The sequence below is a fragment of the Paenibacillus flagellatus genome (assembly GCF_003217775.1).
GTDB classification, from domain to species: Bacteria; Bacillota; Bacilli; order Paenibacillales; family NBRC-103111; genus Paenibacillus_AB; species Paenibacillus_AB flagellatus.
Window position 1 is genome coordinate 150612 of sequence record NZ_QJVJ01000011.1, and the last position, 24183, is coordinate 174794.

Annotated in this window: 24 protein-coding genes, 3 pseudogenes and 1 other annotated feature; of the genes and pseudogenes, 12 read left to right on the forward strand and 15 right to left on the reverse strand. The window is 61.0% G+C overall.

All coding sequences use genetic code 11. From position 1 onward, the window contains the following. Positions 1–54 precede the first annotated feature (54 nt). The 4 genes from spoIIP to DLM86_RS23345 form a co-directional block, all read right to left on the reverse strand. A complete protein-coding gene (spoIIP, locus tag DLM86_RS23330; RefSeq protein WP_110842479.1) occupies positions 55–1287 on the reverse strand; it encodes a stage II sporulation protein P in 1233 nt (410 codons plus the stop codon). A 181-nt stretch (positions 1288–1468) separates the two neighbouring features. Further along, positions 1469–2260, reverse strand: coding sequence for a YheC/YheD family protein (locus tag DLM86_RS23335; RefSeq protein WP_110842584.1), 792 nt, complete (start codon positions 2258–2260; stop codon positions 1469–1471). Between the two features lie 222 nt (positions 2261–2482). Continuing rightward, the gene (locus DLM86_RS23340; RefSeq protein WP_110842480.1) at positions 2483–3289 is read right to left on the reverse strand and encodes a divergent polysaccharide deacetylase family protein; all 807 of its coding nucleotides are present in this window, start codon (positions 3287–3289) and stop codon (positions 2483–2485) included. Positions 3290–3334: 45 nt separating this feature from the next. Then, positions 3335–4504, reverse strand: a complete 1170-nt coding sequence (locus tag DLM86_RS23345) for a hypothetical protein (RefSeq protein ID WP_110842481.1) — start codon at positions 4502–4504, stop codon at positions 3335–3337. Between the two features lie 153 nt (positions 4505–4657). On the opposite strand from DLM86_RS23345, the pseudogene DLM86_RS33215 reads away from it, so the two are divergent. The 3 genes and pseudogenes from DLM86_RS33215 to DLM86_RS33225 all read left to right on the forward strand — a co-directional run. After that, positions 4658–5392 (forward strand): annotated as a pseudogene (locus DLM86_RS33215) (polysaccharide deacetylase family protein); the annotation flags it as partial. A 96-nt stretch (positions 5393–5488) separates the two neighbouring features. Continuing rightward, positions 5489–5791, forward strand: a pseudogene (locus DLM86_RS33220) (L,D-transpeptidase); the annotation flags it as partial. A 3-nt stretch (positions 5792–5794) separates the two neighbouring features. Continuing rightward, a complete protein-coding gene (locus tag DLM86_RS33225) occupies positions 5795–6046 on the forward strand; it encodes a peptidoglycan-binding domain-containing protein (protein WP_425453995.1) in 252 nt (83 codons plus the stop codon). Here the strand turns inward: DLM86_RS33225 and DLM86_RS23355 are convergent. Next, on the reverse strand, positions 6043–7329 hold the full coding sequence (locus DLM86_RS23355) for a Gfo/Idh/MocA family oxidoreductase (protein ID WP_110842482.1): 1287 nt from the start codon (positions 7327–7329) through the stop codon (positions 6043–6045). The two genes, DLM86_RS33225 and DLM86_RS23355, sit on opposite strands and share 4 nt — an antisense overlap. A 166-nt stretch (positions 7330–7495) precedes the next feature. Between DLM86_RS23355 and DLM86_RS23360 the strand changes: the two genes are divergently transcribed. After that, positions 7496–8323: an AraC family transcriptional regulator gene (locus DLM86_RS23360; protein ID WP_245954855.1), complete on the forward strand. Its 828-nt coding sequence runs from the start codon at positions 7496–7498 to the stop codon at positions 8321–8323. A 15-nt stretch (positions 8324–8338) separates the two neighbouring features. Here the strand turns inward: DLM86_RS23360 and gpr are convergent, their stop codons facing one another. Beyond that, on the reverse strand, positions 8339–9343 hold the full coding sequence (gpr, locus tag DLM86_RS23365) for a GPR endopeptidase (RefSeq protein ID WP_110842484.1): 1005 nt from the start codon (positions 9341–9343) through the stop codon (positions 8339–8341). 239 nt (positions 9344–9582) lie between these two features. On the opposite strand from gpr, the gene rpsT reads away from it, so the two are divergent. Then, the gene (rpsT, locus tag DLM86_RS23370) at positions 9583–9849 is read left to right on the forward strand and encodes a 30S ribosomal protein S20 (RefSeq protein ID WP_110842485.1); all 267 of its coding nucleotides are present in this window, start codon (positions 9583–9585) and stop codon (positions 9847–9849) included. Positions 9850–9897: 48 nt separating this feature from the next. Here rpsT and holA read toward each other — a convergent pair whose 3' ends face one another. From holA to DLM86_RS23390, 4 genes and pseudogenes are all read right to left on the reverse strand, one after another. Next, positions 9898–10911, reverse strand: coding sequence for a DNA polymerase III subunit delta (gene holA, locus DLM86_RS23375; RefSeq protein ID WP_110842486.1), 1014 nt, complete (start codon positions 10909–10911; stop codon positions 9898–9900). Positions 10912–11187: 276 nt separating this feature from the next. Further along, positions 11188–11286: pseudogene (locus DLM86_RS32820) on the reverse strand (SgcJ/EcaC family oxidoreductase); the annotation flags it as partial. 210 nt (positions 11287–11496) lie between these two features. Beyond that, on the reverse strand, positions 11497–12819 hold the full coding sequence (locus DLM86_RS23385) for an anti-sigma factor family protein (protein WP_110842487.1): 1323 nt from the start codon (positions 12817–12819) through the stop codon (positions 11497–11499). Beyond that, positions 12816–13364: an RNA polymerase sigma factor gene (locus tag DLM86_RS23390; RefSeq protein ID WP_110842488.1), complete on the reverse strand. Its 549-nt coding sequence runs from the start codon at positions 13362–13364 to the stop codon at positions 12816–12818. Before DLM86_RS23390 ends, DLM86_RS23385 begins: the two co-directional genes overlap by 4 nt. A gap of 225 nt (positions 13365–13589) precedes the next feature. On the opposite strand from DLM86_RS23390, the gene DLM86_RS23395 reads away from it, so the two are divergent. The 3 genes from DLM86_RS23395 to DLM86_RS23405 all read left to right on the forward strand — a co-directional run bounded on the left by DLM86_RS23395 (position 13590) and on the right by DLM86_RS23405 (position 15516). Continuing rightward, the gene (locus tag DLM86_RS23395; RefSeq protein WP_110842489.1) at positions 13590–14006 is read left to right on the forward strand and encodes a BlaI/MecI/CopY family transcriptional regulator; all 417 of its coding nucleotides are present in this window, start codon (positions 13590–13592) and stop codon (positions 14004–14006) included. Beyond that, entirely contained in the window at positions 14003–14857 is an 855-nt protein-coding gene (locus DLM86_RS23400; RefSeq protein ID WP_110842490.1) for a M56 family metallopeptidase, read from the forward strand. Before DLM86_RS23395 ends, DLM86_RS23400 begins: the two co-directional genes overlap by 4 nt. Positions 14858–14931: 74 nt before the next feature. Further along, the gene (locus tag DLM86_RS23405) at positions 14932–15516 is read left to right on the forward strand and encodes a thioredoxin-like domain-containing protein (protein ID WP_146250275.1); all 585 of its coding nucleotides are present in this window, start codon (positions 14932–14934) and stop codon (positions 15514–15516) included. A 108-nt stretch (positions 15517–15624) separates the two neighbouring features. Here DLM86_RS23405 and DLM86_RS23410 read toward each other — a convergent pair whose 3' ends face one another. The 4 genes from DLM86_RS23410 to trxB form a co-directional block, all read right to left on the reverse strand. After that, a complete protein-coding gene (locus DLM86_RS23410; RefSeq protein WP_110842492.1) occupies positions 15625–15969 on the reverse strand; it encodes a DUF2512 family protein in 345 nt (114 codons plus the stop codon). Positions 15970–16085: 116 nt separating this feature from the next. Next, positions 16086–17369 (reverse strand): tyrosine--tRNA ligase, encoded by a 1284-nt coding sequence (tyrS, locus tag DLM86_RS23415; RefSeq protein WP_110842493.1) that lies wholly within the window; start codon positions 17367–17369, stop codon positions 16086–16088. Positions 17370–17425: 56 nt separating this feature from the next. Then, positions 17426–17654: a binding site (T-box leader), on the reverse strand. A 53-nt stretch (positions 17655–17707) separates the two neighbouring features. Next, on the reverse strand, positions 17708–18922 hold the full coding sequence (locus DLM86_RS23420) for an MFS transporter (RefSeq protein ID WP_158289628.1): 1215 nt from the start codon (positions 18920–18922) through the stop codon (positions 17708–17710). A gap of 354 nt (positions 18923–19276) precedes the next feature. Further along, positions 19277–20203: a thioredoxin-disulfide reductase gene (gene trxB, locus DLM86_RS23425; RefSeq protein WP_110842585.1), complete on the reverse strand. Its 927-nt coding sequence runs from the start codon at positions 20201–20203 to the stop codon at positions 19277–19279. A 225-nt stretch (positions 20204–20428) separates the two neighbouring features. Between trxB and DLM86_RS23430 the strand changes: the two genes are divergently transcribed. The 3 genes from DLM86_RS23430 to DLM86_RS23440 are packed head-to-tail and all read left to right on the forward strand — an operon-like array spanning position 20429 to position 21985. Beyond that, the gene (locus DLM86_RS23430; RefSeq protein ID WP_110842495.1) at positions 20429–20914 is read left to right on the forward strand and encodes a MarR family winged helix-turn-helix transcriptional regulator; all 486 of its coding nucleotides are present in this window, start codon (positions 20429–20431) and stop codon (positions 20912–20914) included. Further along, a complete protein-coding gene (locus DLM86_RS23435) occupies positions 20911–21201 on the forward strand; it encodes a Rieske (2Fe-2S) protein (RefSeq protein ID WP_110842496.1) in 291 nt (96 codons plus the stop codon). The genes DLM86_RS23430 and DLM86_RS23435 overlap by 4 nt, the downstream gene beginning before the upstream one ends. 46 nt (positions 21202–21247) lie before the next feature. Then, on the forward strand, positions 21248–21985 hold the full coding sequence (locus DLM86_RS23440; protein ID WP_110842497.1) for a spermidine synthase: 738 nt from the start codon (positions 21248–21250) through the stop codon (positions 21983–21985). Here the strand turns inward: DLM86_RS23440 and DLM86_RS23445 are convergent. After that, entirely contained in the window at positions 21972–22853 is an 882-nt protein-coding gene (locus DLM86_RS23445) for a LysR family transcriptional regulator (RefSeq protein WP_110842498.1), read from the reverse strand. The two genes, DLM86_RS23440 and DLM86_RS23445, sit on opposite strands and share 14 nt — an antisense overlap. 120 nt (positions 22854–22973) lie before the next feature. Between DLM86_RS23445 and DLM86_RS23450 the strand changes: the two genes are divergently transcribed. Beyond that, positions 22974–24158 (forward strand): MFS transporter, encoded by a 1185-nt coding sequence (locus tag DLM86_RS23450; protein WP_110842499.1) that lies wholly within the window; start codon positions 22974–22976, stop codon positions 24156–24158. The last annotated feature ends 25 nt before the right edge of the window (positions 24159–24183 follow it).

The window sequence follows — 24183 nt, forward strand, 5'->3', positions numbered from 1 at the left end:
CGATGTTCCTTGCTTCCGGCGGGCTCCGGCTCCCGCCGCGTCCGTTTCTCTGCGTCAGCCGCCGCTCGGCTTGGCGGCGCCCGCCTGCGCATTGGCCTTCACGGCGTCCCGCTGCAGCTCGGCGATCGTCTCCGCCAGCAGATCGGCCGTCCGGTACATTTCCTCGAGCGTGTTGTAAGGTCCGCCGATTTCCAGCAAAATGCTGTTCGGCGACAGCGACTGGTTGTATTCCGCGTTGCCGTTCGACGCTTTGCCGTACACGCCTCTAGACAAACCCGGCATTTTCTTTTCGAGAAGCGTATGGATTTTGTTCGCGAAGTCCGAGTTTTGCTGCCAATGCGGATTTTTTTTGCCGACGACGAAGTACACCTGGGCATAGTCTTTGTCCCCGATCCGCGCCGTTGTCTTGTCGCGGGCCAGCGCATCGCGGTGGACGTCGAAAATCATGCCGATTTGCTTATGCTGCTCGAGCGCCTGCTTGACCGTAGCGGCGGAGTAGGCGTAAGACTTGGCGTAATTGAACGACTGGACCGACGTCGGGTAATCGGTCGCCGCTTGCATCGTCGGGATGCCCAGCGCTTCGATCTTGTCCTTGAGCCGTTTGCCGACGAGCGTCACGTTCACGTCGGAATCGTACGCGAGGTCGGGGCTCGTAATGCCCTTCGACTTCAGCTCGGGAAGAAACGATTCCCGGTTGTGCGAATGGTAGATGAAAATTTGCGGCTCCTTCGAGCTGGCATCCGGCGCCGGAGCGGCCGGCGTTCCGGGCGTCGTCCCCGTCTGCGGCTGGGCCGGCGTATTCGTCCCGCCCTGTCCGCCGCCGGGGCGAATCGCGTCGGGCGGCGGCGTGAAATCCGCCGGGTAATCCGTCTCCTTCGTCGCCGAGCCGGAATAAAGCAGTGCGCTCGACTCGCTTCGCATGCCCGGCAGCTCGCTCGCCAGCAAGCTTTTCGGATCGGCCGGATGGATGCCGGTCAACGACCGGACGAGAAAGGTGAACGTATTTTTCGGCGAAAACGTCGCGCCGAGCGTCTGCCCCTGCAGCTGGGGCATTTCCATCGCCAGCATGTCCAGGAAAAACGAAGTCGAAAGCGTCGCCGCCGCCCCTTTCATCGTCGTAACCGAGGAACCGGGCCATTTATGCTGCGCCAGGCCGAGCAGGCCGGTAGCGAACAAAAACAGGAGTGCGGCGACCGCCATAACGGCGAACAGCCGGCTCATCGAGCGGACGGTGCGCCATGTGCGGGTAACGGAGCTGAAGTTCATCGTCGTAACGACCCATTTCATCGATTTCCCTCCCGGATGAGTGTGTCTCGAATCTATCTGTTATCAAATCTATGAAACGCCGGGAGCCGATAGAACGGTCGGAAGAAAAAAAATAACCCGCCCCGTTCGCGAACGGCGTCACGCGGAAAGCGGGACGCCGCTTGCGGATGGAGAGCGGGTCTATCAATCTTGCAGTCTATCGCTATCGTTTGCGGGACCGCGCTCTTGTTCGAATGCGGCCGTAGGCGACGGCGTACCGGTATATTTTCCGAAACATCGTCTTGTCCTTGAGCGTCCGGAAAATGTACGGGTCGGGCAGCGTATTCACTTCCAAAATCCAAGGGTGGAGCGTACGGTCCAGCGCCACGTCGAGCCCGATCTCCTTGACGCCGGGGAACGAGCGGGCCATCTGCGCCGCCGTATCGACGCCGAGCTTCTCGAGCCGTCGGCATACCGCTTCGCGCCGCGCTTTGGGCATATGGGTCGCGAGCAGCGTGCCGACCGGCATCGGCGTGCCGCCGTTATGGTAGTTCGTCACCACTTTGCGCGGATGGGCAAGCCGGCCGATCAGTCCGGTCGTCTCCCACCTCCGCTTCGGGCTTTGCTGCACCATGACGCGCAGATCGAACCGGCGGCCGCCATGCTTGAGCAGATGAATTCCTTTTTGCACCAAATACGACCGTCTTTTCTTGTACCGGCCGAGCGCGTCATACATCGCCCCGAACGTGTGGAACGTTCGGGCGACCGCGCCCGACTGGAACCAATAGACGGGGGCTCCGCCCGGACCGGTTCTCTTCTCGATCCGGATTACGCCGTTGCCGAACATGCCGATATCGGGCTTCGCGTAAACCATCCGATGCCGGTCGAGCATGTCTTTCAACGTTTGCCGGTTCATCGGCTTCGTGACGGGGACGTGCGCGCGGACCGTTCGGTGGCGGAGCAGCGCGGCCGTCTTTCTCCACTTGCTGTGCACTGTGCGTGGCGTTGTAGGCATCGCGGCGGCCTCTTCCTTTCGCATGGCGATTGACGGGTTCCGGCGCCTGCGGGGAGCGGGCGCTTCGAACATCCCTTCATCGTATGCCGGCGCGGCATATGCCGCATGGGTCGATACCCGCAGCCGGGAAAAATCGGCGCCCGCAAGCGACGACCATGCCAAAAGGAGCGGAGCGGATCCGATTCCGCTCCCAAGGGACGCACGAGTCCGATCGGCCGAATATTACGGCAGCTTGATCAAGCCGGCCAGCTCCGACACGCCGACAAAGCGGATTTCGCCCGCCATGGCGGGCGTCGCTTGATGCAGCACGGCGGCGGTTTTCTTCCCCGGTATGCCGACGTGGCCGATGGCGACGCACATATCGTGATCCGCCAAATGTTTTTGCACGAGCTGAAGCTGGCGGGAAATATGCGACGTGCTCGACACGTCGTCGAGGAAAATATGGTTTTGGACGACCGGCACGCCGAGCTCCGCACCGACTTTGGCCACGATGCTGCGGTAATTCGTCTTGCTGTCGAGAAAAAACAGCCCGCGCTTCTTACATACGTCCAGCACGATTCGCATGACGCGCTCGTCGGCCGTCGCCTTCGACCCCATATGATTGTTCATGCCGACCGCGTACGGCACCTCGTCGATGGCGGCTTCGACGCGCCGGCGAATTTCGTCCTCCGGCAAGTCGACCGTAATCGCGCCGGGACCGAGTCCTTTTCGTTTCCCCCGCAGCGGCTCCATCGGCATATGAACGATTACGTCGTGGCCGACGCGGTGCGCCCACTGCGCATCCCGCTTCGTCGTCGGCAGAAACGGCATGACGGCCACCGTCAGCCGAACGGGAGCGGACATGACCTCCGCCGTCCCCGCCATGTCGTTGCCCAGATCGTCGATGACGATCGCCGCCCGCTTCCCGGCCGAGGCGCCGTTCGCCGTCTCCCGCTCGCCTCCCTCGGCCGCGGAGGCGCCGGGCCAAGCTAGCATGGCGGCCAACGCCGCGACGATCGCCGCGCGTCCGAATCGTTCATGGAATGGCATAAGCTTCGCTCCCTTCATCCAGTGAGTTGCAGCGTTCGGCTAAGCCTATCGTCCTTTCGTTCCCGTCGAATCGTCGACCCGGACGATCGCCCACGGAGATTGCAGCGATTCCCGGGCGAATGCGAACCGGAACGTCACCGTCCGGTTGCCGCCGCCTTTCCGATGAACGACCGTCTTTACGACGAGATCGGCGGTAAGCTCGCCGCCCTCGTACGGCTTCTCCCTCAACGCTTCGTAGCGCAGACCTTCGACCGATCCGATCAGCGGCCGGTACTTATCGAACGTTTCGCTCGGCGCGCGCTCCAGCGCCACCCGGAGAAGCGTCTCGTCCTGCTGGCGGATCGATTCGAGAAACGCCTCCGCCTTCCGCTCGGGCGACGATTCGCGCACGAAGGAAGCGAGCCGTCCCGCCGCTTTGCGCACCATCAGTTGATGCGCCCCATCGACATGTCCCGATTTATGCGTCGAGCTTCCCATGAAATGGATGCAAAAATGCCCCGAGAACCCGTTGTCCGGTATGCCGTCTCCGCCGTGAGGCATGCCGTGCATCGAAGCCGCGATCGGCCGTCCGTCGGCGAGAACGAGAACGGCTCGCCTCTTCCAGCTCCAGGCGCCGCCGTATATTTCCTTCATGATGGCGGAATCCTGCTTCGTCAGCGGCTGGACGTCCGCATGATGGCTTCCGGCCCGACGCTGGCCGCGGAACGAAAGCCCCGTCTCCAAATCGACGACGGTCAGCTTCGCCTTGCGAGGCAGGCGCCGGCTCGCTTCTTCCCAAGGGATGAGCTCCCCGTAATGTTTGCTTCTCAACGCCTCCGCGCATTCGAGCATTTCGCGGCGAATGGCGTCAGGCAGCACGACGGTTCCGCCCGTCCGGGGATCGACGAGAACGCCGTCCTCGGCGAGCGTGAACGTTTGGGCCGCATGCGGTCGAACGACTTCCACGTACGTATCGGAGTATGGCGGAGGCGCCGGCGACGAAGCGTCCTGCCGCGCTTTCGCCCATGCCTTGTTCCACGCTTTCCGTTCGTACGTCTCGCTCGTGGCGTAACGCGACTCCGCCCCGACTTTGACGGTGAATACGAACCGGACGGCTTCGCCCGACTCCGATTCCGCCTGGGCCCCCGCATAAGCCGACGCAAGGGCCCCCGTCGGCAGCAGGACGGCGATGCATGCGATCGCGAGCGCTCGTGCGAAGCGATGAATACGATCCATTGGATGCCCTCCCCGTCGTCAAGTGTCTTCCTTCATTGTTTGCGTTCCGGAGCAAAATATGTGGGATGCAACATTTTGCCGGTTTGAGGAGACGATATAACGAAGCCGGTACAGTGGCGAATATCCAATACGGAACAAAGAGGCGTTATACGGATGAAACGGACTTGGAGATTGGGGCTGACCGCCGCGGCGACGGCCGTCTGTTTGTTGACGTCGACCGGATTGTCGGGGGAGACGAAGCCGAAGACGAGGGAATATTTCGAGGACCGCGGCGAAATCGTTTGGGAAGTGCCGACGGAAGAGAAGTGGATCGCGCTCACGTTCGACGACGGGCCCGACCCGGTTCGCACGCCGCAAATCGCCGAACAGATCGGCAGCTACGACGGGAAAGCGACGTTTTTCGTGATCGGCGACCGTGCCGCGCAGTACCCGGATACGGTACGCAGGCTGGCCGGGGAAGGCCACGAAATCGCCAACCATTCGGGGAAGCATACGTACTTCAGCGATCGAACGGCGGAAAAGACGATCGAAGACGAAATCCGGACGGCGAAAGAAACGATCGAAGCGATCGGCGTCCGCGTCGCACCTTGGTTTCGTCCGCCGGGCGGGTATTACAGCGAGCGGGTCGTCGAGTCCGCCAAACGGCTCGGCTATACGCTCGTCCTCTGGTCGTGGCATCAGGATACGAAAGATTGGCGCGCCCCCGGCGTCGCGGCCATCGTAAACAAAGTGCTCGGCAATGCGCGCAACGGCGATATCGTCCTGTTTCACGATTACGGGGATGGCGCCGGGCAAACGGTCGAAGCGTTGAAGCAAATATTGCCGGAGCTGAACCGCCGCGGGTTCAAATTCGTCACCGTTTCCGAGCTGATGCAGAAGCGGAGCCGGAAGGACGGTCCGGCCGACAAGGCGGGGGGCGACGCGGGGCCGGCGTCGGCCTTGCCGTCCGACAAGGACGGCGGAAAGCACGACTACGCCGTCGTGATCGACCCGCTTCGCAACCGATTGAGCGTCTACCGCGACGGCCAGCTATACAAGCGGTATCCGATCGCTCTCGGCAAACCGGAAACGCCAACCCCCGTCGGAGATTGGCGCATCGTGACGAAATATAAAAATTGGGGTTCGGGCTTCGGCTCGCGCTGGCTCGGCTTGAACGTCCCTTGGGGAACGTTCGGCATTCACGGGACGAACCGCCCGCATTCGATCGGATCGGACGCGAGCCACGGCTGCGTCCGGATGCTCAACTTCCACGTCGAGCAGCTGTTCGAGCTGCTGCCGATCGGCACGCCGGTGACGATCGTCGGCCATCCGCTCGGCGAGCCGCACCAGGAGCCGAGAGGGCTGGCCAAGGGCGATTCCGGCGCCGACGTCATGCTCGTGCAAAGCCGGCTGAGAAGCGCCGGTTATTTGAAGGGTCCGTGCAACGGCAAATTCGACGCCCGGACGGAGCAGGCGATGCGCCGATACGAGACGGACCACAAGCTGCCCGTCGACGGCGTGGTCAACGCCCACGATTATTTCGCCCTCGGTCTGATGGATTAAAACTTCACCAAGTCGTCCACCCGCACCGCGTTGCCCGTCTGCATCGACAAATTGCCGGCGATGCCCGTCAAAATCGACACCGCACCGTCGATATGGGAAGCGGCGCGGCGGAACCGGTCGTCCGCGCGGTCGCCGAACAGGTCGTTCAGCAGCAGCGGATCGCCCCCGCCGTGCCCTCCTGCCCGCTCCTCGATCTCGACCTCGTACGGGCGCCCGAACATCGGCTGAACGGTAAGCAGCTTGTAGGACAAGGCGCCCTCGTCTTCCTTCCGCCCTCCGGAATTGACGTATGCCCGCTCCACCACCTTCAGCTCGATCCGCCCTTTGCTTCCGTTGAAGACGACTTGGAACCCTTCCCACGGCAAATAGGCGTTGAGCGAATACGTCAGGATCGCCTTGTTCTTGTAGCGGACCATCACCCCGAGCGTATCCTCGATGCTGATCCCGTCGCCGAACACGCTCTGGTCGCGCTGGTAGCCGTCGTCCTTCTCCGCGTCCAGATACATCGCCTTCAGGTGCTCGTTGCTCTCCAAATGAATGGCGAACGGATCGTCCTTCGCATGCTCGCTGCCGTAAGCCCGCTGATAAAACGTCGTGACCCCGCGCCGTTCCGCATTTTCCCGCCCGTAGAACATCAGTCCGCCCATCGCAAACACCGTCTCCGGCGCCGTGCCGAGCCAAAAGTTGACAAGGTCGAAATGGTGCGTCGACTTGTGCACGAGCAAACCGCCGCTGTTCCGCTTGTCCCGATGCCAGCGCCGAAAATAGTCGGCTCCGTGCAGCGTGTTGAGCAGCCACTCGAAGTGGACCGAATGGACGTCCCCGATGGCGCCGTCCATGATGAGCTCGCGCACCTTCGTATTGTGCGGCGCGTACCGGTAGTTGAACGCGACGCGCACCTCGCGGCCGGTCCGTTTGACCGCGTCGACGATGCTTTGGCATTTTTCCGCGTCGACGGTCATCGGCTTCTCGGTAATGACGTCGCAGCCGAGCTCCATGGCGCGGATGATGTACGCATGATGCGTCCGGTCCATCGACGTGACGATGACCGTATCGGGACGCTCCTGCCGGATCATGTCGTCGAACGCGTCCGAGCCGTACAGGCGTACCTCGGGATGCTCATACTTTTCCCGCAGCAGCCGGTTGGCGTATTCGAGCCTCGTCCGGTTCAAGTCGCAGAAAGCGACGAGCTCCGCCCGATCGCGAAAATGCTTCGCCAAAGCGCCGTAAAAAAACTCGGCCCGGCCTCCCGTGCCGACGAGCGCGTATTTTTTTCGTGTCATGGTTGCACTCCCTTTGCCGGATGATCGATACGCCTTCATTGTACCGCAATAAATCGGCTGTTTCTGCCGAATTATTGCTGAATCGGCATCATTCTTCGCAATTTTTGCGCACGAACGATGCAAGCATGGTATAATGGCGGCAGAAACGCGCGGAGGAGGGGCGGGCGTGAAGGAGCCGTTTTTCATTCATCAGAACAAAGTGTCCGGGCATCATTCGATGCCGTCGAACCATTTCCACGAGCCGTACGAAATTTATTACCTGCTGTCCGGAGAGCGCCATTATTTCATCAAGGACCATACGTACCGCGTCCGTAAAGGCGACGTCGTCTTCATCGACAAAAACGAGCTGCACAAAACGAGCGATGCCGGCGTGCCGAACCACGAGCGCATCTTGATCAATTTCAACGAATCGTTCCTCGACCCGTTCGGCGAGCCTCTTCTGTTCGAGCCGTTCCGCCGCAAAACGAGGCTGCTCTCGCTCAGCTTGACGGAGCGGGAATGGATCGAGCGGCTCCTGTACGAAATGCTGAGCGAAGACAAGGAAGGGGCGCCGGGCGCCGAGACGTCGCTGCGCGCGCGGCTCGCCTCCTTGCTCATCTGGAGCGGCAGGAAGCTTGAACGGCAGGAGAACGAGCAAAGCCCGGGCGAGCCGGTAAGCGCCGCGCATCAAAAAATTTTCGAAATCGTCGAATACGTCAACGCCCGCTTCGACGGTCCGCTGTCGCTGGAATCGGTGGCGAAAGCGCACTATATCAGCCCGTACCATTTAAGCCGGACGTTCAAGCGCATAACCGGGTTTTCGTTCGTGGAATACGTCAACACGGTAAGGGTGAAAGAGGCGCAGCGGCTGCTGAAGGAGACGGATTGGAGGGTGACCCGCATCGCCGAGCGGGTCGGCTACGACAACATCGGCCATTTCGGCCGCGTATTCAAGCAAATGGCCAAAACAAACCCGCTTGAATACCGGAAATCGGCCAAGCGGGAGCGTCTGTAGACGGCGACGTCGCCGTCAGTGCGTATAAGCGGCGACGTTGTTCTGATCGATCGCCTCGTGCAGCGCGGCGTTCAAGCCGCTCGCGATAATGTTCGCCATGTCCTCGATGAATTGATCGATATCTTTCGGCGTGACGAGCAGGTTGTGGCCGACCGGATCGAGCACCTCGCGGACGAGCTGCAGCCGTTCGTTCTCCTCCATCTTGTCGAGCATGCCGAATATTTGCTCCGTATTGCTCGTCTGCCGCTTGAAATGGCTCAGCATCATATCCATCGTGCTGTTGACGATCGTGGACGCGTAGACGACCGTCGGCACGCCGATCGCGACGACCGGTACGCCGAGAAATTCCTGCGTCAGTCCTTTCCGCTTGTTGCCGACGCCCGACCCGGGATGAATGCCCGTATCGGCGATTTGAATCGTCGTATTGACCCGTTCCAACGCCTTCGAAGCGAGCGCGTCGACCGCGATGACGAGGTCGGGCTTCGACCGCTCCACGATCCCTTGGACGATCTCGCTCGTCTCGATGCCGGTCGTCCCGAGCACGCCGGGCGCCACGGCGCTGACTTGCCGGTATCCCGGACTTACCTGCTCCGGCATTAACTCGAAGTAATGCCGCGTAACCATCACGTTCTCGACGACGAGCGGACCGAGCGCGTCCGGCGTCACGTTCCAGTTGCCAAGGCCGATGATGAGCACCTTGGCGTCTTTGCCGATGCCGATTTTTTGCAGGAAACCGGCAAATTCCTGGGCGAGCCGGGTCGCCACGCGGTCCTGCAAATCCGAATCCTTCTCCCGCAGCCGCGGCACTTCGATCGTGATGTAATGCCCTTTCAGCTTGCCGATGGCGGCGGCGCCCTCGTCGCTCGTAATGTCCATCTTCGTGACGATCATGTCGCCGCCGTCTTCCGACGTCTCCGTATGTACGCCCGGTATTTCATTGCCGAACCGTCCCGACGCCAGCTCCCGGGCCTCGAGCGCCAAGTCGGTCCGCACCGAATAGTGGCTCAAATCGATTTCCATCTCGTTAACTCCTTTCCTTGTCCGCTGCTGCTTAGTTTGTGAGGAATACCTGGCGTTTATGCGAACGGCGGGGCGGAGCGGCGAGATACGTTCGCCTACGGATTCGGGCGTCTCTTATTGCTTTTTGGCAAGTCCCATGGTAGAATGTATAAAGTTGTCGACAAACCTGACACACGAAGATCGGTTGTCTTGGACGAAGTCGAAAGCATGTTGTTGTCTTTTTAAGGAGGTGAACGATCGTGCCTAACATCAAATCCGCCGTCAAGCGCGTGAAGACAAGCGAGAAGCGCCGCCTTCAGAACGCTTCGCAAAGATCGGCACTGCGTACGTCCGTCAAAACGTTCGAAACCGCAGCGGCTTCGCAAAACGTTGAATCGGCTAAGGAAGCCTTGATCGCAGCGTCCAAAAAGCTGGACAAAGCCGTCACGAAAGGCTTGATTCATAAAAACGCGGCAGCCCGCAAAAAATCCCGTTTGGCGAAACAATTCAATTCGCTGCAAGGCTAAGCGAAAAAGCCCCTGCTTCTCGAAGCAAGGGCTTTATTTTTTTTGCGCTTATCCCGCCAGCCGCATCAGAAACAGCTCCAGTCCCATCACCTTGTCCACTTTGCCGCTCTTCATCTTGTAATCGAGCTCCGCCAGCTGGGACAAAATGCGCTCGAGCTTGTCCGGCGTGTACGATTGCCCCTGCTCGGCGGCGATTTTGACCGCGTACGGGTGCAGACCGAGCTGCGACGCCATCTGCTGATGCGAATAGCCGAGCTTGGACAGCTCCATCACCTGCAGGACGATCCGGAACTGCCGCGCGATGAGCAGCACGATTTTGACCGGCTCCTCCTTTTGCTTCAGCAGGTCGTACAAAATTTCGAACGCCCGGTTCAGCCGGAGCCGCACGATGTCGTCGATGAGGATGAACACGTTTTGCTCCGTGCTCCGCGTGACGAGTCGGTCCACGACGTCGCCGGTAACCGTGCCGCCCGCCCCGACGAACAGCGACAGCTTCGAAATTTCCGCCGCCAGCGCCTGCAGGCTGCCGCCCGTATACAAAATCAGCTGATCCGCCGCCCCTTCCGCGAAGACGAACGATTGCCGCTCCGCCTGCCGGTTCACCCAGTTCAGCAGCTGCTCCGCCGACATCGGCAAAAACGGGACAGTAACCTCCTTCAGCCCTTTGACGATTTTTTTCCGTTCGTCGAGCTTCTCCGCCTCGACCGTCAAAACGATGACGGCGAAGTCCGAAGGCGCCTTCATGTAGTCGAGCAGCTTCTCGGGCTGGTGATCGATTTTCCCGCCGTCCTTGGCCCCGGTAAAAAACGTCGCGTTGTCCGCGATGACGAGCTTCTTCGGAGCCATGAACGGCAGCGTCTGCGCATCCTCCAGCACGACGTCGAGCGGCGTCTCCGCCAAGTCGTACTTGCTGACCGCGAATTCGCGGTATTCCGGCTCGATCAGCTTTTGCGTCAAAAAAGCGATAAATTCCTTGAGCAGGTACGTTTCCGTCCCATAGCATACATAAACGGGCGACACTTGGCCTTTGCCGACATCCCGCGCCGCCGATTTGTAATCCACGTTATTCACCTCTGCCGTACGATTTATGCGCGCAAGTCCATCCCCATCTTAACAAAAACAGGCATAAAAACAAAGGGATCACGTCAAAATCCCCGGACTTTGACATCATCCCTTTGTCCCAGCGCATCTATATAAACATCCGGCGCACGGCTCCCAGGCGCCGAAGCCGAATGGTCATACGCGGCAGGTCGTTGTTCCGTTGCTGTTACTACACGATACGCAAAACGCGGCGAAACGTGCGAAGCGGACGGGCCCTTTTTTTGCCGGCTCCGTCCGTCAGTCGAGCAAAGCCCGAAGCCGTTCCGTCATGCTGTCCACGAGCTCGGGCCTTCCATGGAATTGGGCCGGCGTGTTTTGAAACAGCCGGATGCGCCATTCGCTCCGTTCCCGGCCATTTGCCGGGCGTTCCGATCGTTCCACCCCTCCAGCAGCCGCCGATACAGCGCTTGAATGTCCCTCGTATCCTCCATTGCGATCCCTCCCGTTAGATCGAAGCGGCGAACGCCCTTCGTTTCCTTTCAGTTTAGCACGGTCATAGCCCCATTCTTTCTTCCCGATTGCTCACAATAAGAAAAGCCGCAAGCGCTACGCTTGCGGCTGCACGGCTTCGGTTTCTTTGGCGATATCGACGACGATCGTCCGCGTCTTGCCGTCCGCCGACGTGACGGAGTACGTGAGCCGCACGCTCCCTTCCCAGCCGACGAGCTTCGCCTGCTCGCCTTCTTTCCACGGAGCGGACAGGAACATCTCCGTCCGGCTCTCGCCGGTGGAATGAACGACGATGCGGCGGGAAGCGGCGTCGATCGAGGCGACCAGCAAGCCGTCCTCGGAGACGAGCTCGGCGGACGGAGCGGGCGGCATCGCCGCAATGCCCATCATCCGGTCCGCATTCGCCCCTTCCTGCGGTGCGCCCTTCTCGTTCGCCTTCGATTGGAGCGTCGCTTGGTTCCGGTCGGCCGTCTCGCCGCTGCCGGAACCGCCGACCGACGCCCCTGCGAAGCCGTAAACCGGTTCTTCGGTCTGCGGGACGCTGTCCGGCGCCTCCGCATTCGCAGCCGGCGGGGCGTCGGACGCCGCGCTTTCCGGCGCGCCCGCCCCGGCGGCGTCGGAGGCGGCTCCGGTATCGGCTCCGGTATCGGCTCCGGTCGAGCTGCCGGACACCGAATCCGATCCGGCGGCATCGGCGCCGCGCTTGTCGATCGTACGCGGGGCTTCGCCGCCCCGCTGATCGATCACCTTTTCCGTCGGCAGGTCCGGGACGGTCTCCGCTTGCTTCGGCGCCGTTTCCCCCGACGCGCTGCCGGGCGCGGAGCCCGACGGCGCGGGAGCGCCCGACTCGCTCTTCGGCGCATCGGCGCCCGGCGTCTCCGCCGCTTGCGGCGCTTTCGCCTTCGCATCGGCCTTCGGCGCGTCCGCCGCATTCTGGGTCGCCTCGGATGCGGGCCGCGACGCGGACGCCCCGGCTCTTCCCGCTTCATATAAGAGATCGTTATCGTCGGCTACCTTTTGGGTGCCGTCCATATCGTTGACGAACAAGGCCAGCAGCAGTCCAGCGGCGACGACGCCGCCGGCGGCCGCGGCCGTCCAGCCCATCCGGAAGCGGCGCGGCTTCTCGACCGCAAGCGGGACGACCGTCGCGGCGCTCGTATCCGCAGCCGGGACGGCGAACGGACCTTCGCCGGCGCGGTCGATTTCGGCGAGCTGGGGCAAGATCGAGTCGACCAGGCTGAAAGGAGGCGTCACTTTGGGCAGGCTGGCAAGCTCTTGGGACAATTGCCGCAGCCGGTCGAACATTTCCGCGCATTCCGGACACTGCTGCAAATGATCCATCATCGCTTCCTGCTCCGACTCGATCAGATCCCGATCCAGATGTCTTTGCATCAGTTCCATCACCTCTTGACAATTCATCCCCGCACACCACCTTTCTGATAGTCCTGGAGTAACGATTGAAGCTGCTGCCTCGCCCGGAACAAATACGATTTCACCGTATTGAGCGGCAAATCGAGCGAATCGGCGATTTCGTTGTACGAGAAGTCCTGCAAATACCGGAGCACAACGACCGCGCGATGATGCTCGGGGAGACGATCGATCGCCTCCTGGATATCTTTGGCGACGTACGCGGACATCAATTCGTCCTCCACGTTGTTGTGGGACGTGAACACCATATTGTGCTCCTCGATCGATACGGTCGCTTTCGTTCGGCGAAACTTGTCGATGCAGATGTTCGTGACGATCCGCTGCACCCACGTTTTGAACAGCGCTTTTTCTTCGTAGGAATTGATTTTCGTATATATGCGGATCAACGCTTCCTGCGCGGCGTCCTTCGCATCCTGCTCATTGTTCAGAATGTAGTAGGCCGTACGGTACACGTCGGTTTCGATTTCTCGCAGTAGGGTAATTAGAGCGTCGCGATCGCCCGATTGGGCAGCTTGGATCAACTGCTGCGCTACCACAAGGATCCCCCTCTCTTGCAACCTTTTAAACGCCGTTAACGAAAAAAAGGTTGCACATCGCCTGAAAAATGTCCCGGGAAGCCGGTCAACTACTAGAATAACAGAAAAGAACGGCGGGGTATACCGCATACGAGCCCGTGAGCGGCGATGCGGCGAGCCGCTCCCGTATCGCTTGACTGGCGGCGCCGTCCACACTACAATGAGTAGTGTGAGGTGGTACCGTCCATGAAGCCGCAACATTTCAAAATAAACGAAAAAGGGCTGAACCGGTTTTTCGGCCCGCTCGAAGCGAAAGTGATGGACATCGTCTGGTCGGCGTCCGAGTCGTCGATCCGCGACGTGCAGACGAAGCTCGGCTCCGACAAAAGCGTCAGCTTCAATACGGTCATGACGGTCATGAACCGGCTCGCCGACAAAGGGTTTCTCGTCAAGCGGCCGGAAGGCCGGACGACGCTGTACCGGCCGGTGCAGACGAAGGAGCAGTTTCTCGACGGCCGCTCCAAGGAGCTGTCCCAAGAGCTCGTCGACGAGTTCGGCCCGCTTGTCGTGAGCCACATGGTCGACGCGCTCGAGGAAGCGGACCCGGCGCTGATCGACAAGCTGGAGCGGAAGCTGAAGTCGCTCCGGAAGGAGCCGTCATGAAGTGGCGCATCCGTTCGCGACGTCTGTTCGCCGGTTCCGCGATCGTGGCGGCCTTCGTGCTGGCGCAAATGGGCGCCTACGTCGTCCATATGGCGTTCGGCCCCAGCGTCGGCTTCAACGTGTTCGAAGCTTGCAGCGGCTGGCTTCATGCGCTCGGGCTTCCGGCGCTCGCCTACGCGCTCGACGCGCTGGTGCTTTATACGTTCGGCCGCTGCGCGTGGGAAGCCGGCAGGCAGCTCCTGTTGGCCCGCAAGGCGCGCAAGCGGCTCATCCGGCTCGCCGATACGAATCTGACGGCGGAGCTGCGCCGAAAGTTCGATTCGGACGGCCGTGACGACATCGTTGTCGTCGCCGACCCGGCCCCTCTCGCGTTTACGATCGGCTTCGTCTCTCCGCTCATCGTCCTGTCGGACGCCTTGGTGCGCCTGCTCGACGATGACGAGCTCGAAGCCGTCGTTCACCACGAACGGTTTCACCGGATAAGCCGCGATCCGCTCAAAACGTTTGTGCTCGACCTGATCGGAGCCGTCCTGCCGTACGTGCCGATTTTGAAATGGTCGAGCGGCCAATACCGCATCGCAAGAGAGCTGCTGGCGGACCGGTATGCCGTCCAGCGCACGGGAACGTCCGAGCCTTTGGCGTCGGCGCTGCTCAAGCTGATCCGATCGTATCGTCCCGTCGGCGTGCCGTTCCCGCATGCCTCGTTCGCGGATACGTCGGTGAACTATCGGATGCTGCAGCTGGTAGACCCGCACGCCGCCATGCCGCCGGCTCCGCCGCTTCGGCCGACCGTCGTGTCCGCGCACGCTTGCGCCCTGCTGACGGCCGCTTTCGTCTGTTTGCTGCATTGACGCGGACGACGCTGTCCGCCCTTTTTTTGCCCACCAACACTACATTGCGTAGTGTATAAAAGGAGAGAACGACCTTGACCCCACCCAAACCGTTGTCTGAAAAAGCGGCGAACAAAAAGCTTGCCGCCGCCCGACGCGCCGAGCGGGAAAAACGGCGCAGGCTCGTCCGCCGAATCGGCTGGACGTGCGGCTCCGCGCTATTGATCGCCGCCATCGCCGTGCTCGTCGCGAACCGTCCGCCGAAGCCGGGCGAGAAAGTCGACATTATGGCCGACCAGTCGCACATCGCAAGTCCGACTTCGCCGCATAAGCCGTACAACACCGACCCGCCGACGAGCGGCCAGCACGTCGAATATATCGCCCCGTGGGGCGTTCACAAGGAGCCGGTGGCCAAAGAAATTCTCGTCCATAACTTGGAGGACGCGGGCGTCGTCATTTATTACAACGGCAGCGCCGACGCCGATACCGTCGCCAAGCTGGAGGAAGTGGTCAAGCGCTATTCCCGGTACGTGCTCGTCAATCCGTATCCGGACATGCCGAACGCGATCACGCTTACCGCCTGGGGGCGGATCGACCGCCTCGACACCTTCGACGAGAAGCGGATTACCGACTTCATCCAGGCGTACAAAGGGATCGATCATCATCCGCGAAGCGGCTGACGGACCGGCCGGCGCTCAGCCGTTCCCTCCTCGCCCTCCTTGACGCAAGAAAGACCGTTTACGGCCCATGACGGCGCGCAAACGGTCTTTCTCGTGAAGCCGGTATTTTCATTCATCCGCCGTCCTGCGATCGGACGCGTTGAGGTACATATGGTAAAACACCTCGACGACGCCGACGCCGAGCACGAGCGTCGCCAGCTCCGTCGCCGACAGCGACCAGTTCATGTAGTCGGCCACGAGCCAAAAAAACAAGTAAGCGAGCCCCAAATCCGCGATCGTGGCGACCGTATTGTTCGTCCGGCGAAGGATGAGCTGATCGCCGAGCACGTACGCGATGACGCTCAACGCGACGGCGGCCAATGCGGCTTCGAGAAAAGACGCTTCCGTGAAGACGAGCAAAAACGGGACGACGACGATGCCGTTCAACAGCAGCTTGACGAGAAAACGGTTCATGGGCAGTCGCACCTTTCCTTTCGAAAAGCTTGTATGGTGGTTGTACCCATAGGCTTTCCAATCGGGCGCGATCTGTTGCACGTTTCCGTCGGACGGCCGGTCGTCCTAATTTTGGATTACTCGAACCGGACGAGGTAATAATTTTTTTTGCCTCTACGCAGAACGACGTACCGTCCGTGCAGCCGATGGGCCGCCGTAATGGCGGTGTCGATGCCGGTCAGCCGTTCCCCGTTCACGTAGACGGCGCCGCTTTCGATGTCCTGCTTCGCCTGGCGGCGGGAAGGCGCCGCCTGCGCCGCCAGCAGCAGATCGATCAGCCCGATCTCCGACTGGCCGCTGACGACCGTCGTCGGCATATCCTGCAGCGCCTCGACAAGCTCCGCCTCGCTAAGAGTCGTAACGTCGCCGGAGAACAGCGCCCGCGTAATGTTCTCGGCGCTTTCGACGGCCTCGTCGCCGTGCACGAGCCGCGTCACCTCGCGGGCGAGCTCGCGCTGCGCCGCCCGCTGCTCCGGCCGCTCCCTCACTTCCGTCTCGAGCGCTTCGATCTGCTCGCGCGTCAGGAACGTGAAATATTTCAGGAACTTGACGACGTCGTTATCGTCCGTATTGATCCAGAACTGGTAAAACTGGTACGCCGACGTCTTGCTCCGGTCCAGCCAGATGGCGCCCGACTCGGATTTGCCGAATTTTTTGCCGTCGCTCTTCGTGACGAGCGGCATCGTCATGCCGTAAGCGTCGCCGCCGCCCATTTTGCCGATCAGGTCGAGCCCGGCCGTAATGTTGCCCCATTGGTCGCTGCCGCCGAGCTGAAGCGAGCAGCCGTGATCCTGGTGCAGCTTATGGAAGTCGTACGCCTGCAAAATCATATAGCTGAACTCGGTGAACGAAATGCCGTTCGCGAGCCGCGAATCGACGGAATCCTTCGCCAGCATATAGTTGACCGTGAAGTTTTTGCCGACGTCGCGCAAAAACGAAATTGCGTCCAACGGGGCGAGCCAATCGTAGTTGCTGACGAGCTTCGCCGGATTGTCGGCGCGATCGAAATCGAGAAACCGCGACAACTGGCGCTTCAAGCTGTCCGTCCATTGCGCCACCGTATCGGCCGTATTCAAGGACCGTTCGGTTGACCGGCCGCTCGGGTCGCCGATCAGCCCCGTGCCGCCGCCGACGAGCGCGATCGAAAAATGTCCGGCCTGCTGAAACCGCCGCAGGCACAAAATCGGCAGCAGGCTGCCGATATGGAGGCTGTCCGCCGTCGGGTCGAAGCCGCAGTACAGGACGACCCGCTCCTTCGCCAGCTTCTCCTTCAGCCCTTCCCGGTCGGTCATTTGGTAGACGAGACCGCGGTACTCGAGATCCTCCAGCAGTCCTTGGTCCGTTACGGTTCGTTCGCTCATTTGCATTGCCACTCCTCGTCATCGTTTTTTGGCGCACAAAAAAGACCCGTCCCCGGCAAAGGGACGAGTCATCGCGGTACCACCCTGCTTGAGACGGCGCTTCGCACGCCCTCTCCTCTCGATTCGGATAACGGCCGACACCGTCCCGGCCTTCCGCCGGACGGCGGTTTCGGCACGGGAAGCTCCGGGACGTAATTCGCGGTTCATGCGTGTACCGGCTCGCACCGAACGCCGGCTCTCTGGAACACGGGGATGATCGCTACTGATTCCCTTCTTCGCCTTGCTCAACTATCGTTGTTACTCTTATACCATTATTCCCCGCATCGTGTCAATTCGCGTCAACGCTTGACCGCCAGCCGCATCGCGGCGAGGCAAAGCGGCAGCCAAACGACCAACGCGATTTGGAGAGCGGCGGACACGCCGATCCGGTCGGCCAAAAAGCCGATCGCGGAAAACGTCGCCATCATCCCGATCGAAATCGCCATGCTGAAAAAAGACAGCATCGTCGCCCGGATCGGCGAAGGGAGCCGCTCGTTCATATACGCCTCCAGAAGAGGCTCCAAGTAGCTGACGAAAACCGCCATGAGCAAGTAAGCCGCGATCGCCGCGCCCGCGTCCCGGGCCAGAACGAACATCGCCAAGCCGGCCGCGAAGCCGATGCCGGATACGACAATCGAGCCTCTCTTCCCCAGCCGGCGCTCGCCGACGAATGCGACGGCCGCAGCCGCCGCGGACACCCAGGTTTCGATCCCGTTGATCGTGCCGATCCATCCGTTGTTCAGACCGGTATCGCGAAATACGACCTGGCTGTAGAAGGCGATCGACCACGACATGGCATACAATACCGCGCCGTATACGCAAAGCGCGGCGAAGTGCCGGTCCGATCGGCCGAACGCGAAGCCGACCGCCAGCTGCTTCCGAAACGAATAGGCCGATACGCCGCCTCCGCCCGCATTCGCGTTATTCGCTCCATCCGCCTCGTCCGCTTCGGGGCGCGGCTCCGTCGCCAGCAGCAGCGTGACGACCGTCAACAAGCACAGCGCCGTATTGCCGGCGTACACCCAAGCCCAATCGACGGCGGACAAGGCGCCGCCCGCCACGCCGCTCAAGCCGAGCGCGACGAGCGATACGGCGGACAGCCGGGAGTTCGCCCGCTTGAAGTCGCCTTCTTTTCCAAGCTGGCGGTACGTCTCGTAAATCCAAGCGCTTGTCGCCCCGGATCGGAACGTCCCCACGACCGCCCCTAGCAAGAAACCGGCGACGACGATCGACCCATGGCCGCTCCACAGCAGCAGTCCCGACGATACGACGCCGATCAGCTCGGCGACGAGCATGCTCGCCCGTTTCCCGTAACGGTCGGCGACGTACCCCGTCGGCACCTCCAGCAAAAAGGAGGTGCAGTGATAAGCCGACTCGAGCAGCGCGATTTGCGACAGCGAGAAGCCTTCGGACAGCAAAAACAGCATCCAGATCGCCCGGTCCAGGATGAACGAGCTGAACGCTTTATAGAGGTAGAACAGCGGAATGTTGGCGGCTAGCTTTGTCCCTTTCATCGATCTCATCCTTTGCGCATCAAATAAAAAGCTATGGAGCGGCACTCCATAGCTTCGGATGAGAACGATCCGCGAAGGGCGGCGGCCGTTATCGATCAAACCCGTCCGAGAGGCGCAAGGATGTGCCGGTCCGTATATCCGGAAAAGGGCATACTTCTCCCGCTACGCGCATTCGCAAATTTGATCGTACGTACGATTTCCGCCAAATACCGGATCATACTGCACATCGTCGACACCTCCCTTTCATTGGCCGTTACATAGTCAGCCGTATTGTATCATAACGCCGGCAACGCGAAACGGGAAAGTTCGTTTGACAACCGTTCTTTCCCGTACGTTGTCTTCGAATTCACCGGTTCACACCGCTTCCGCCGTCAAAAACCGCTCGCAATCGAGCGCGGCGATACAGCCGCTGCCCGCCGATGTGATCGCTTGACGGTAATGGCGGTCCTGCACGTCGCCGCAGGCGAAAATGCCCGGCACGCTCGTCTCGGACGTCCCCGCCTTCACTTGCAGGTAGCCCAGCTCGTCCGTTTCCAACTGGCCGTCGAGGAACGCCGTATTCGGCGTATGGCCGATGGCGAGGAAAATGCCGTCCGCTTCGATCGTTTCCGGAAGTCCGGTGTCGTTGCGGACCACTTTGAGCCCCGTTACGCCTTTGTCGCCGGCCTCCACTTCGAGCGGCGTCCGATCGAGCAGCCAGCGGATTTTGCCATTGGCTTGCGCGCGTTCCTGCATAATCCGGGAAGCTTTCAGCTCGCTGCGGCGATGCACGACGAACACCTCGCTTGCGAACCGGCTCAAGAAATGCGCTTCCTCCATCGCCGTATCGCCGCCGCCGACAACGACGACTTTTTTGCCGCGGAAGAAGAAGCCGTCGCAGGTGGCGCACGTGCTGACCCCTCTGCCGATATGTTCGAGCTCGTTCGGGATGCCGAGCTTTTTCGCGGATGCGCCGGTCGAGACGATCAGCGTCTCGGCTTTCAGCTCGGCTCCTCCTTCCAGTACCAGGGTGAAGGGGCGCCGCGACGCGTCCACGCGTACGACGGTGCCGGAACGAAACGTCGCGCCGAACCGTTCCGCCTGCTTCCTCATGTTGTCCATCAGCTCCGGCCCCGTCACGCCTTCGGGGAAGCCGGGGAAATTTTCGACCTCCGTCGTCGTCGTCAGCTGTCCGCCCGGCTGGATCCCTTCGATCACGAGCGGGTTCAAGTTCGCCCTGCCCAAATAGATGGCGGCGGTCAAGCCGGCCGGTCCGGTACCGATTATGATCGTGTTGTACACCATACGGATTCCTCCTCGCCTCAAAAAAGTTTCGAACAATTTAGTTGTGCAAAATCTTTCTTGCGGCAATCATACTCCGAGCAATATGTATTGTCAACCATTTAATTTCGCAAAACCTAATCGGATCAAATGTATCCCTTGCTCGTTTGACCGAGCCGAACGCCTTGACGTATAATTTGATCAAATTAAGTTGCTCGCGATTCATTGCGCGGAGAGGGGATCGACATGTCGGCTGCGGACGATTTCGTCAAGCTCGATGACCATTTATGCTTTTCGCTGTACGCCTGCTCGCGGGCCATTTTGCGGATGTACAGGCCGCATCTGGACGAGCTGCATTTGACGTACCCGCAATATTTGGTTTTGCTCGTCCTGTGGGAACGGCGGCAAAGCACGGTGAAGGAGCTGGGCGAGCTGCTCGACCTCGATTCGGGGACGTTGACGCCGATGCTGAAGCGGATGGAGGCGGCGAACCTGATCGAACGCCGCCGCGCTACCGAAGACGAGCGGATCGTCGTCGTACGGATTACCGCCGAAGGCGAGTCGCTCCGCGATAGGGCGGTGTGCATCCCGGAATCGCTGCTCGCCTCCGCGGGCATGACGCCGGAGGAAATCGGCGCTTTGAACTCCGCGATGAAGAAGCTGCTGAAGCAAGTGAACGAGACGGCTCCGAAGCAACCCGAGCCTTACCCGAAAAGGAGATCCGAATCATGAACGAAATCGAGATCGGTCCGATCGACCGATACGCATCGCTGCCCGCGGAAGTCCGGTTGGACCGGGACCGCTACTATCTCGTCGACAACGACGGCTATAAGCTGTTTTCCCGCGTATGCCCGCATGCGGGCGCCATGGTGGAGCTGGAGGACGGCGAATTCGTATGCCCGATGCACGGCTGGACGTTCGAAGCCGATACCGGCCGCTGCCATAACGTACCGAGCGCCAAGCTCGCCTCGTACGAAGTCGTGCTGCGGGACGGCGTCCTGTACGCCCTCATGCCGTAACCGCCGGTCGCCGACCGGAACCTCTGGACGAAGGAGCCCGATAGCCGTGCATGTGCTGTACAAGGAATTCGGCGACGAATGCGAAATCACCGTCTACGACACGGCGGAGCTGGACGGCGAGAAAGGCCGCTTCCGCGTGCTGCAGTTTTCGGAAGCGGCCATCCAGGGCGCGATCGACTTGAATAAGCCCGATCGCGTCCTGCTCGAATACCAGCGGGCGATCATCCACCTGATGAAGACGAACAATCCGGCGTTCGAGGACGCCTTCGTCGTCGGACACGGGATCGGAACGATCGCCTCCCATTTTTCGGACAAACGGTTCCGGGTCGCCGAGCTGGACGCCCGGGTCGCGGAAGTGAGCCGCCTCTACTTCGGCTATCGTCTCGACAATGTGACCGTCGGCGACGGGCGCCTGCTGCTCGCCGGCGAACGCCCCGGCGCCTTCGACTTCATCGTGTTGGATGCGTTTACCGATAGAGGAACCCCCCGCCACTTGACCTCCCGCGCCTTTTTCGAGCTGACGAAAGAGAAGCTCGCTCCGCATGGGGCGATCGTCGTCAACGCGTTCGGCAAAAACGGCCGCGACCCGCTTATCGACGATCTGCACGCGACGCTCGGCGCCTCCTATCCGTATACGAAGGCGTTCGCCACGCCCGGCCGTTCCGCCGGCTTGAGAAACGTCCTGCTCGTCGGCGGCGGCAGGCCGAGCCTGTTCCAAGAGCGCCATATGGCCGGCTTCGCCGCCATTGCGCCCGGAGCCGGCAGCGTCATTACGGACGCTTGAAATGGCGGATCGTCTTGTCGATAAAGGCGCGGGCCGCATGCCCCAAATAGCGGTCCACCCGGTAGATGATACCGATTTCCCGGCTCGGCGCCCCGTCGGCGATCCGGATGCAGCGCAGAGCCGGGTCGTTCATCGTTTCGATCAGCGGCCCGGGCTGAACGGTCGCCGCGACGTTCGCCTTCACGAGCCGGATCAGCGATGTCGCCGAGCTCGTCTCCATAATCGTCTGCAGCGTAAAGCCGCGCCGGCGGCACTCCACCTCCACCTGCTCCCTGCCGATATAACCGAGAGGATACATGACCGTCGGAATGTGGCGCAGCCGCTCCAATTCGATCGATTCCAGGTCCGCCAACGGATGCCGCTCGGATACGACCACTACGTACTCTTCCCGGCGCAACGGGACGGCCACGAGCCGGTCGTCGTATACGGGCATCATGCCGATGCCGATATCCACCTCGTTCCCCAGCACTTGATTCGCGATCTCGATCGAAGTGACGATTTTCAGCTTAATATTCGGGTAAGCGGCATGATAGTCGATCAGCAGATCGGCGATCCGGTAATCCAGATCGGAAGGTAATGCCCCCACGGTCAACGAGCCGCGCCGGTATTCCCGCAAGTCGTTGATCGAATCTTTCGCGTTTTGGAGATCGCGCACGATTTGCGCGCTATGCTCCAGGAAAAGGGCGCCCGCTTCCGTCAGCGCGATTTTTTTGCCGATCCGGTCGAACAGCGTCACGCGAAGCTCCTCCTCCAACGCCTTGATCTGCAAGCTCAGCGTCGGCTGTGTGACGCCCAGCCTCTCGGCCGCCTTCGTAAAATGCAGCTCCTCGCTCACCGCGATAAAATATTCCAACTGCCGAATATCCAAAGCTGCTCGCCCCGTTCATTAGGAAAATTAATGATCATTATAGTTTTCATTATATTGATCAATCCCCGAAACCGCTATACACTGAAACAACAAAAAACAGCCATTCGGGGAGGACTTCTTATGAGATATGTATATTTGGCGCTCGCGCTCATTGTCGCATCCTTGAATTTGCGGCCGGCCATTACGTCCGTTTCACCCTTGCTCGTCACGATTCGGGACCATCTCGGCATGAGCGGCTCGGCCGCGAGCTTGTTGACGTCGATCCCCGTCCTGTGCATGGGTGTTTTCGCACCGACGGCCGTGAAGTGGAGCCGGCGGTGGGGAATCGAGCGCACGATCGCGTACGCGCTGGCGCTGATCGGGCTGGCGACGGTCGCCCGGCTTTTTGCCGATTCGACGCTCGCGCTGCTCTTCACCTCCTTTGCCGCCGGTATCGGAATCGCCGTGTCCGGCCCTTTGCTGTCCGGCTTCATCAAGAAGCATTTCTCCGGCAAAGCCCCGCTCTTCGTCGGCATGTACTCCATGTCGCTCGTCATCGGGGCCGCGGCGAGCGCCGGCTTGTCCGTTTCCGTCCAAACGGCGATGAACGGCTCGTGGCAAGCCGCCCTCGCCTCCTGGTCGGCGCTTGCCCTGCTCGCGCTCGTCCTGTGGGGACCTCTTGCCTGGAAGGAAAAAGCGAACCGGTCCAAGCGGACGGGCGGCTTCTCGGCCGCCGGACGTCTTCCGCTGGCCGATAAACGCGCTTGGCTGCTGACGGCCTATTTCGGACTGATGGCGTTCCTCTTTTATTCGATCACGGCGTGGCTGGCGCCCGCTATCGAGAGCGCGGGGTACGACAAACGGTTTGCCGGCGCCGTTCTGACGCTGTTTACCTTCATTCAAATTCCGGTCAGCCTGCTCATTCCGCTGCTGATCGCCCGCTTTCCGAAGCGTATGTATTGGCTGGTTGGCAGCACGCTGTTCGAATTGGCCGGATTGATCGACATTCTGCTTTCCGGCAATCCGTGGGCGGCCGGGGTTTTGCTCGGCGTAGGCGCGGGCGGACTGTTCCCGATCGCGCTGATGCTGCCGATCGAGGAGACTAGCCACGCGGAAGCGGCCAACGCCTGGTCGGCCATGGTCCAATCGGGAGGGTATATGTTCGGCTCGCTCGGTCCGCTGTTCGTCGGTTGGCTGCAGGACGTATCGGGAGGGTTCGCGCCGGCCTTCGCGGGCTTGGCCGTCGCCGCGCTCGTCATGATCGCGGTGCAGGTGGCGATCGGCAACAAGAAGACGTCCCCCGCCGCTGAAGGCGCTCCCCGATAACGTCGAAACCGACCTCGGGGAAGGT

Bases quoted from the DNA above. Each gene is read 5' to 3' on its own strand.
- DLM86_RS23450 (WP_110842499.1), top strand. From the start codon at position 22,974: ATGAGATATGTATATTTGGCGCTCGCGCTCATTGTCGCATCCTTGAAT.
- DLM86_RS23345 (WP_110842481.1), bottom strand. From the start codon at position 4,504: ATGGATCGTATTCATCGCTTCGCACGAGCGCTCGCGATCGCATGCATC.
- DLM86_RS23395 (WP_110842489.1), top strand. From the start codon at position 13,590: ATGAAGCCGCAACATTTCAAAATAAACGAAAAAGGGCTGAACCGGTTT.
- DLM86_RS23355 (WP_110842482.1), bottom strand. From the start codon at position 7,329: ATGACACGAAAAAAATACGCGCTCGTCGGCACGGGAGGCCGGGCCGAG.
- tyrS (WP_110842493.1), bottom strand. From the start codon at position 17,369: ATGAGCGAACGAACCGTAACGGACCAAGGACTGCTGGAGGATCTCGAG.
- DLM86_RS23420 (WP_158289628.1), bottom strand. From the start codon at position 18,922: ATGAAAGGGACAAAGCTAGCCGCCAACATTCCGCTGTTCTACCTCTAT.
- DLM86_RS23340 (WP_110842480.1), bottom strand. From the start codon at position 3,289: ATGCCATTCCATGAACGATTCGGACGCGCGGCGATCGTCGCGGCGTTG.
- DLM86_RS23385 (WP_110842487.1), bottom strand. From the start codon at position 12,819: ATGAATTGTCAAGAGGTGATGGAACTGATGCAAAGACATCTGGATCGG.
- DLM86_RS23335 (WP_110842584.1), bottom strand. From the start codon at position 2,260: ATGCCTACAACGCCACGCACAGTGCACAGCAAGTGGAGAAAGACGGCC.
- DLM86_RS23410 (WP_110842492.1), bottom strand. From the start codon at position 15,969: ATGAACCGTTTTCTCGTCAAGCTGCTGTTGAACGGCATCGTCGTCGTC.
- spoIIP (WP_110842479.1), bottom strand. From the start codon at position 1,287: ATGAAATGGGTCGTTACGACGATGAACTTCAGCTCCGTTACCCGCACA.
- DLM86_RS23400 (WP_110842490.1), top strand. From the start codon at position 14,003: ATGAAGTGGCGCATCCGTTCGCGACGTCTGTTCGCCGGTTCCGCGATC.
- DLM86_RS23435 (WP_110842496.1), top strand. From the start codon at position 20,911: ATGAACGAAATCGAGATCGGTCCGATCGACCGATACGCATCGCTGCCC.
- gpr (WP_110842484.1), bottom strand. From the start codon at position 9,343: ATGGAAATCGATTTGAGCCACTATTCGGTGCGGACCGACTTGGCGCTC.
- DLM86_RS23430 (WP_110842495.1), top strand. From the start codon at position 20,429: ATGTCGGCTGCGGACGATTTCGTCAAGCTCGATGACCATTTATGCTTT.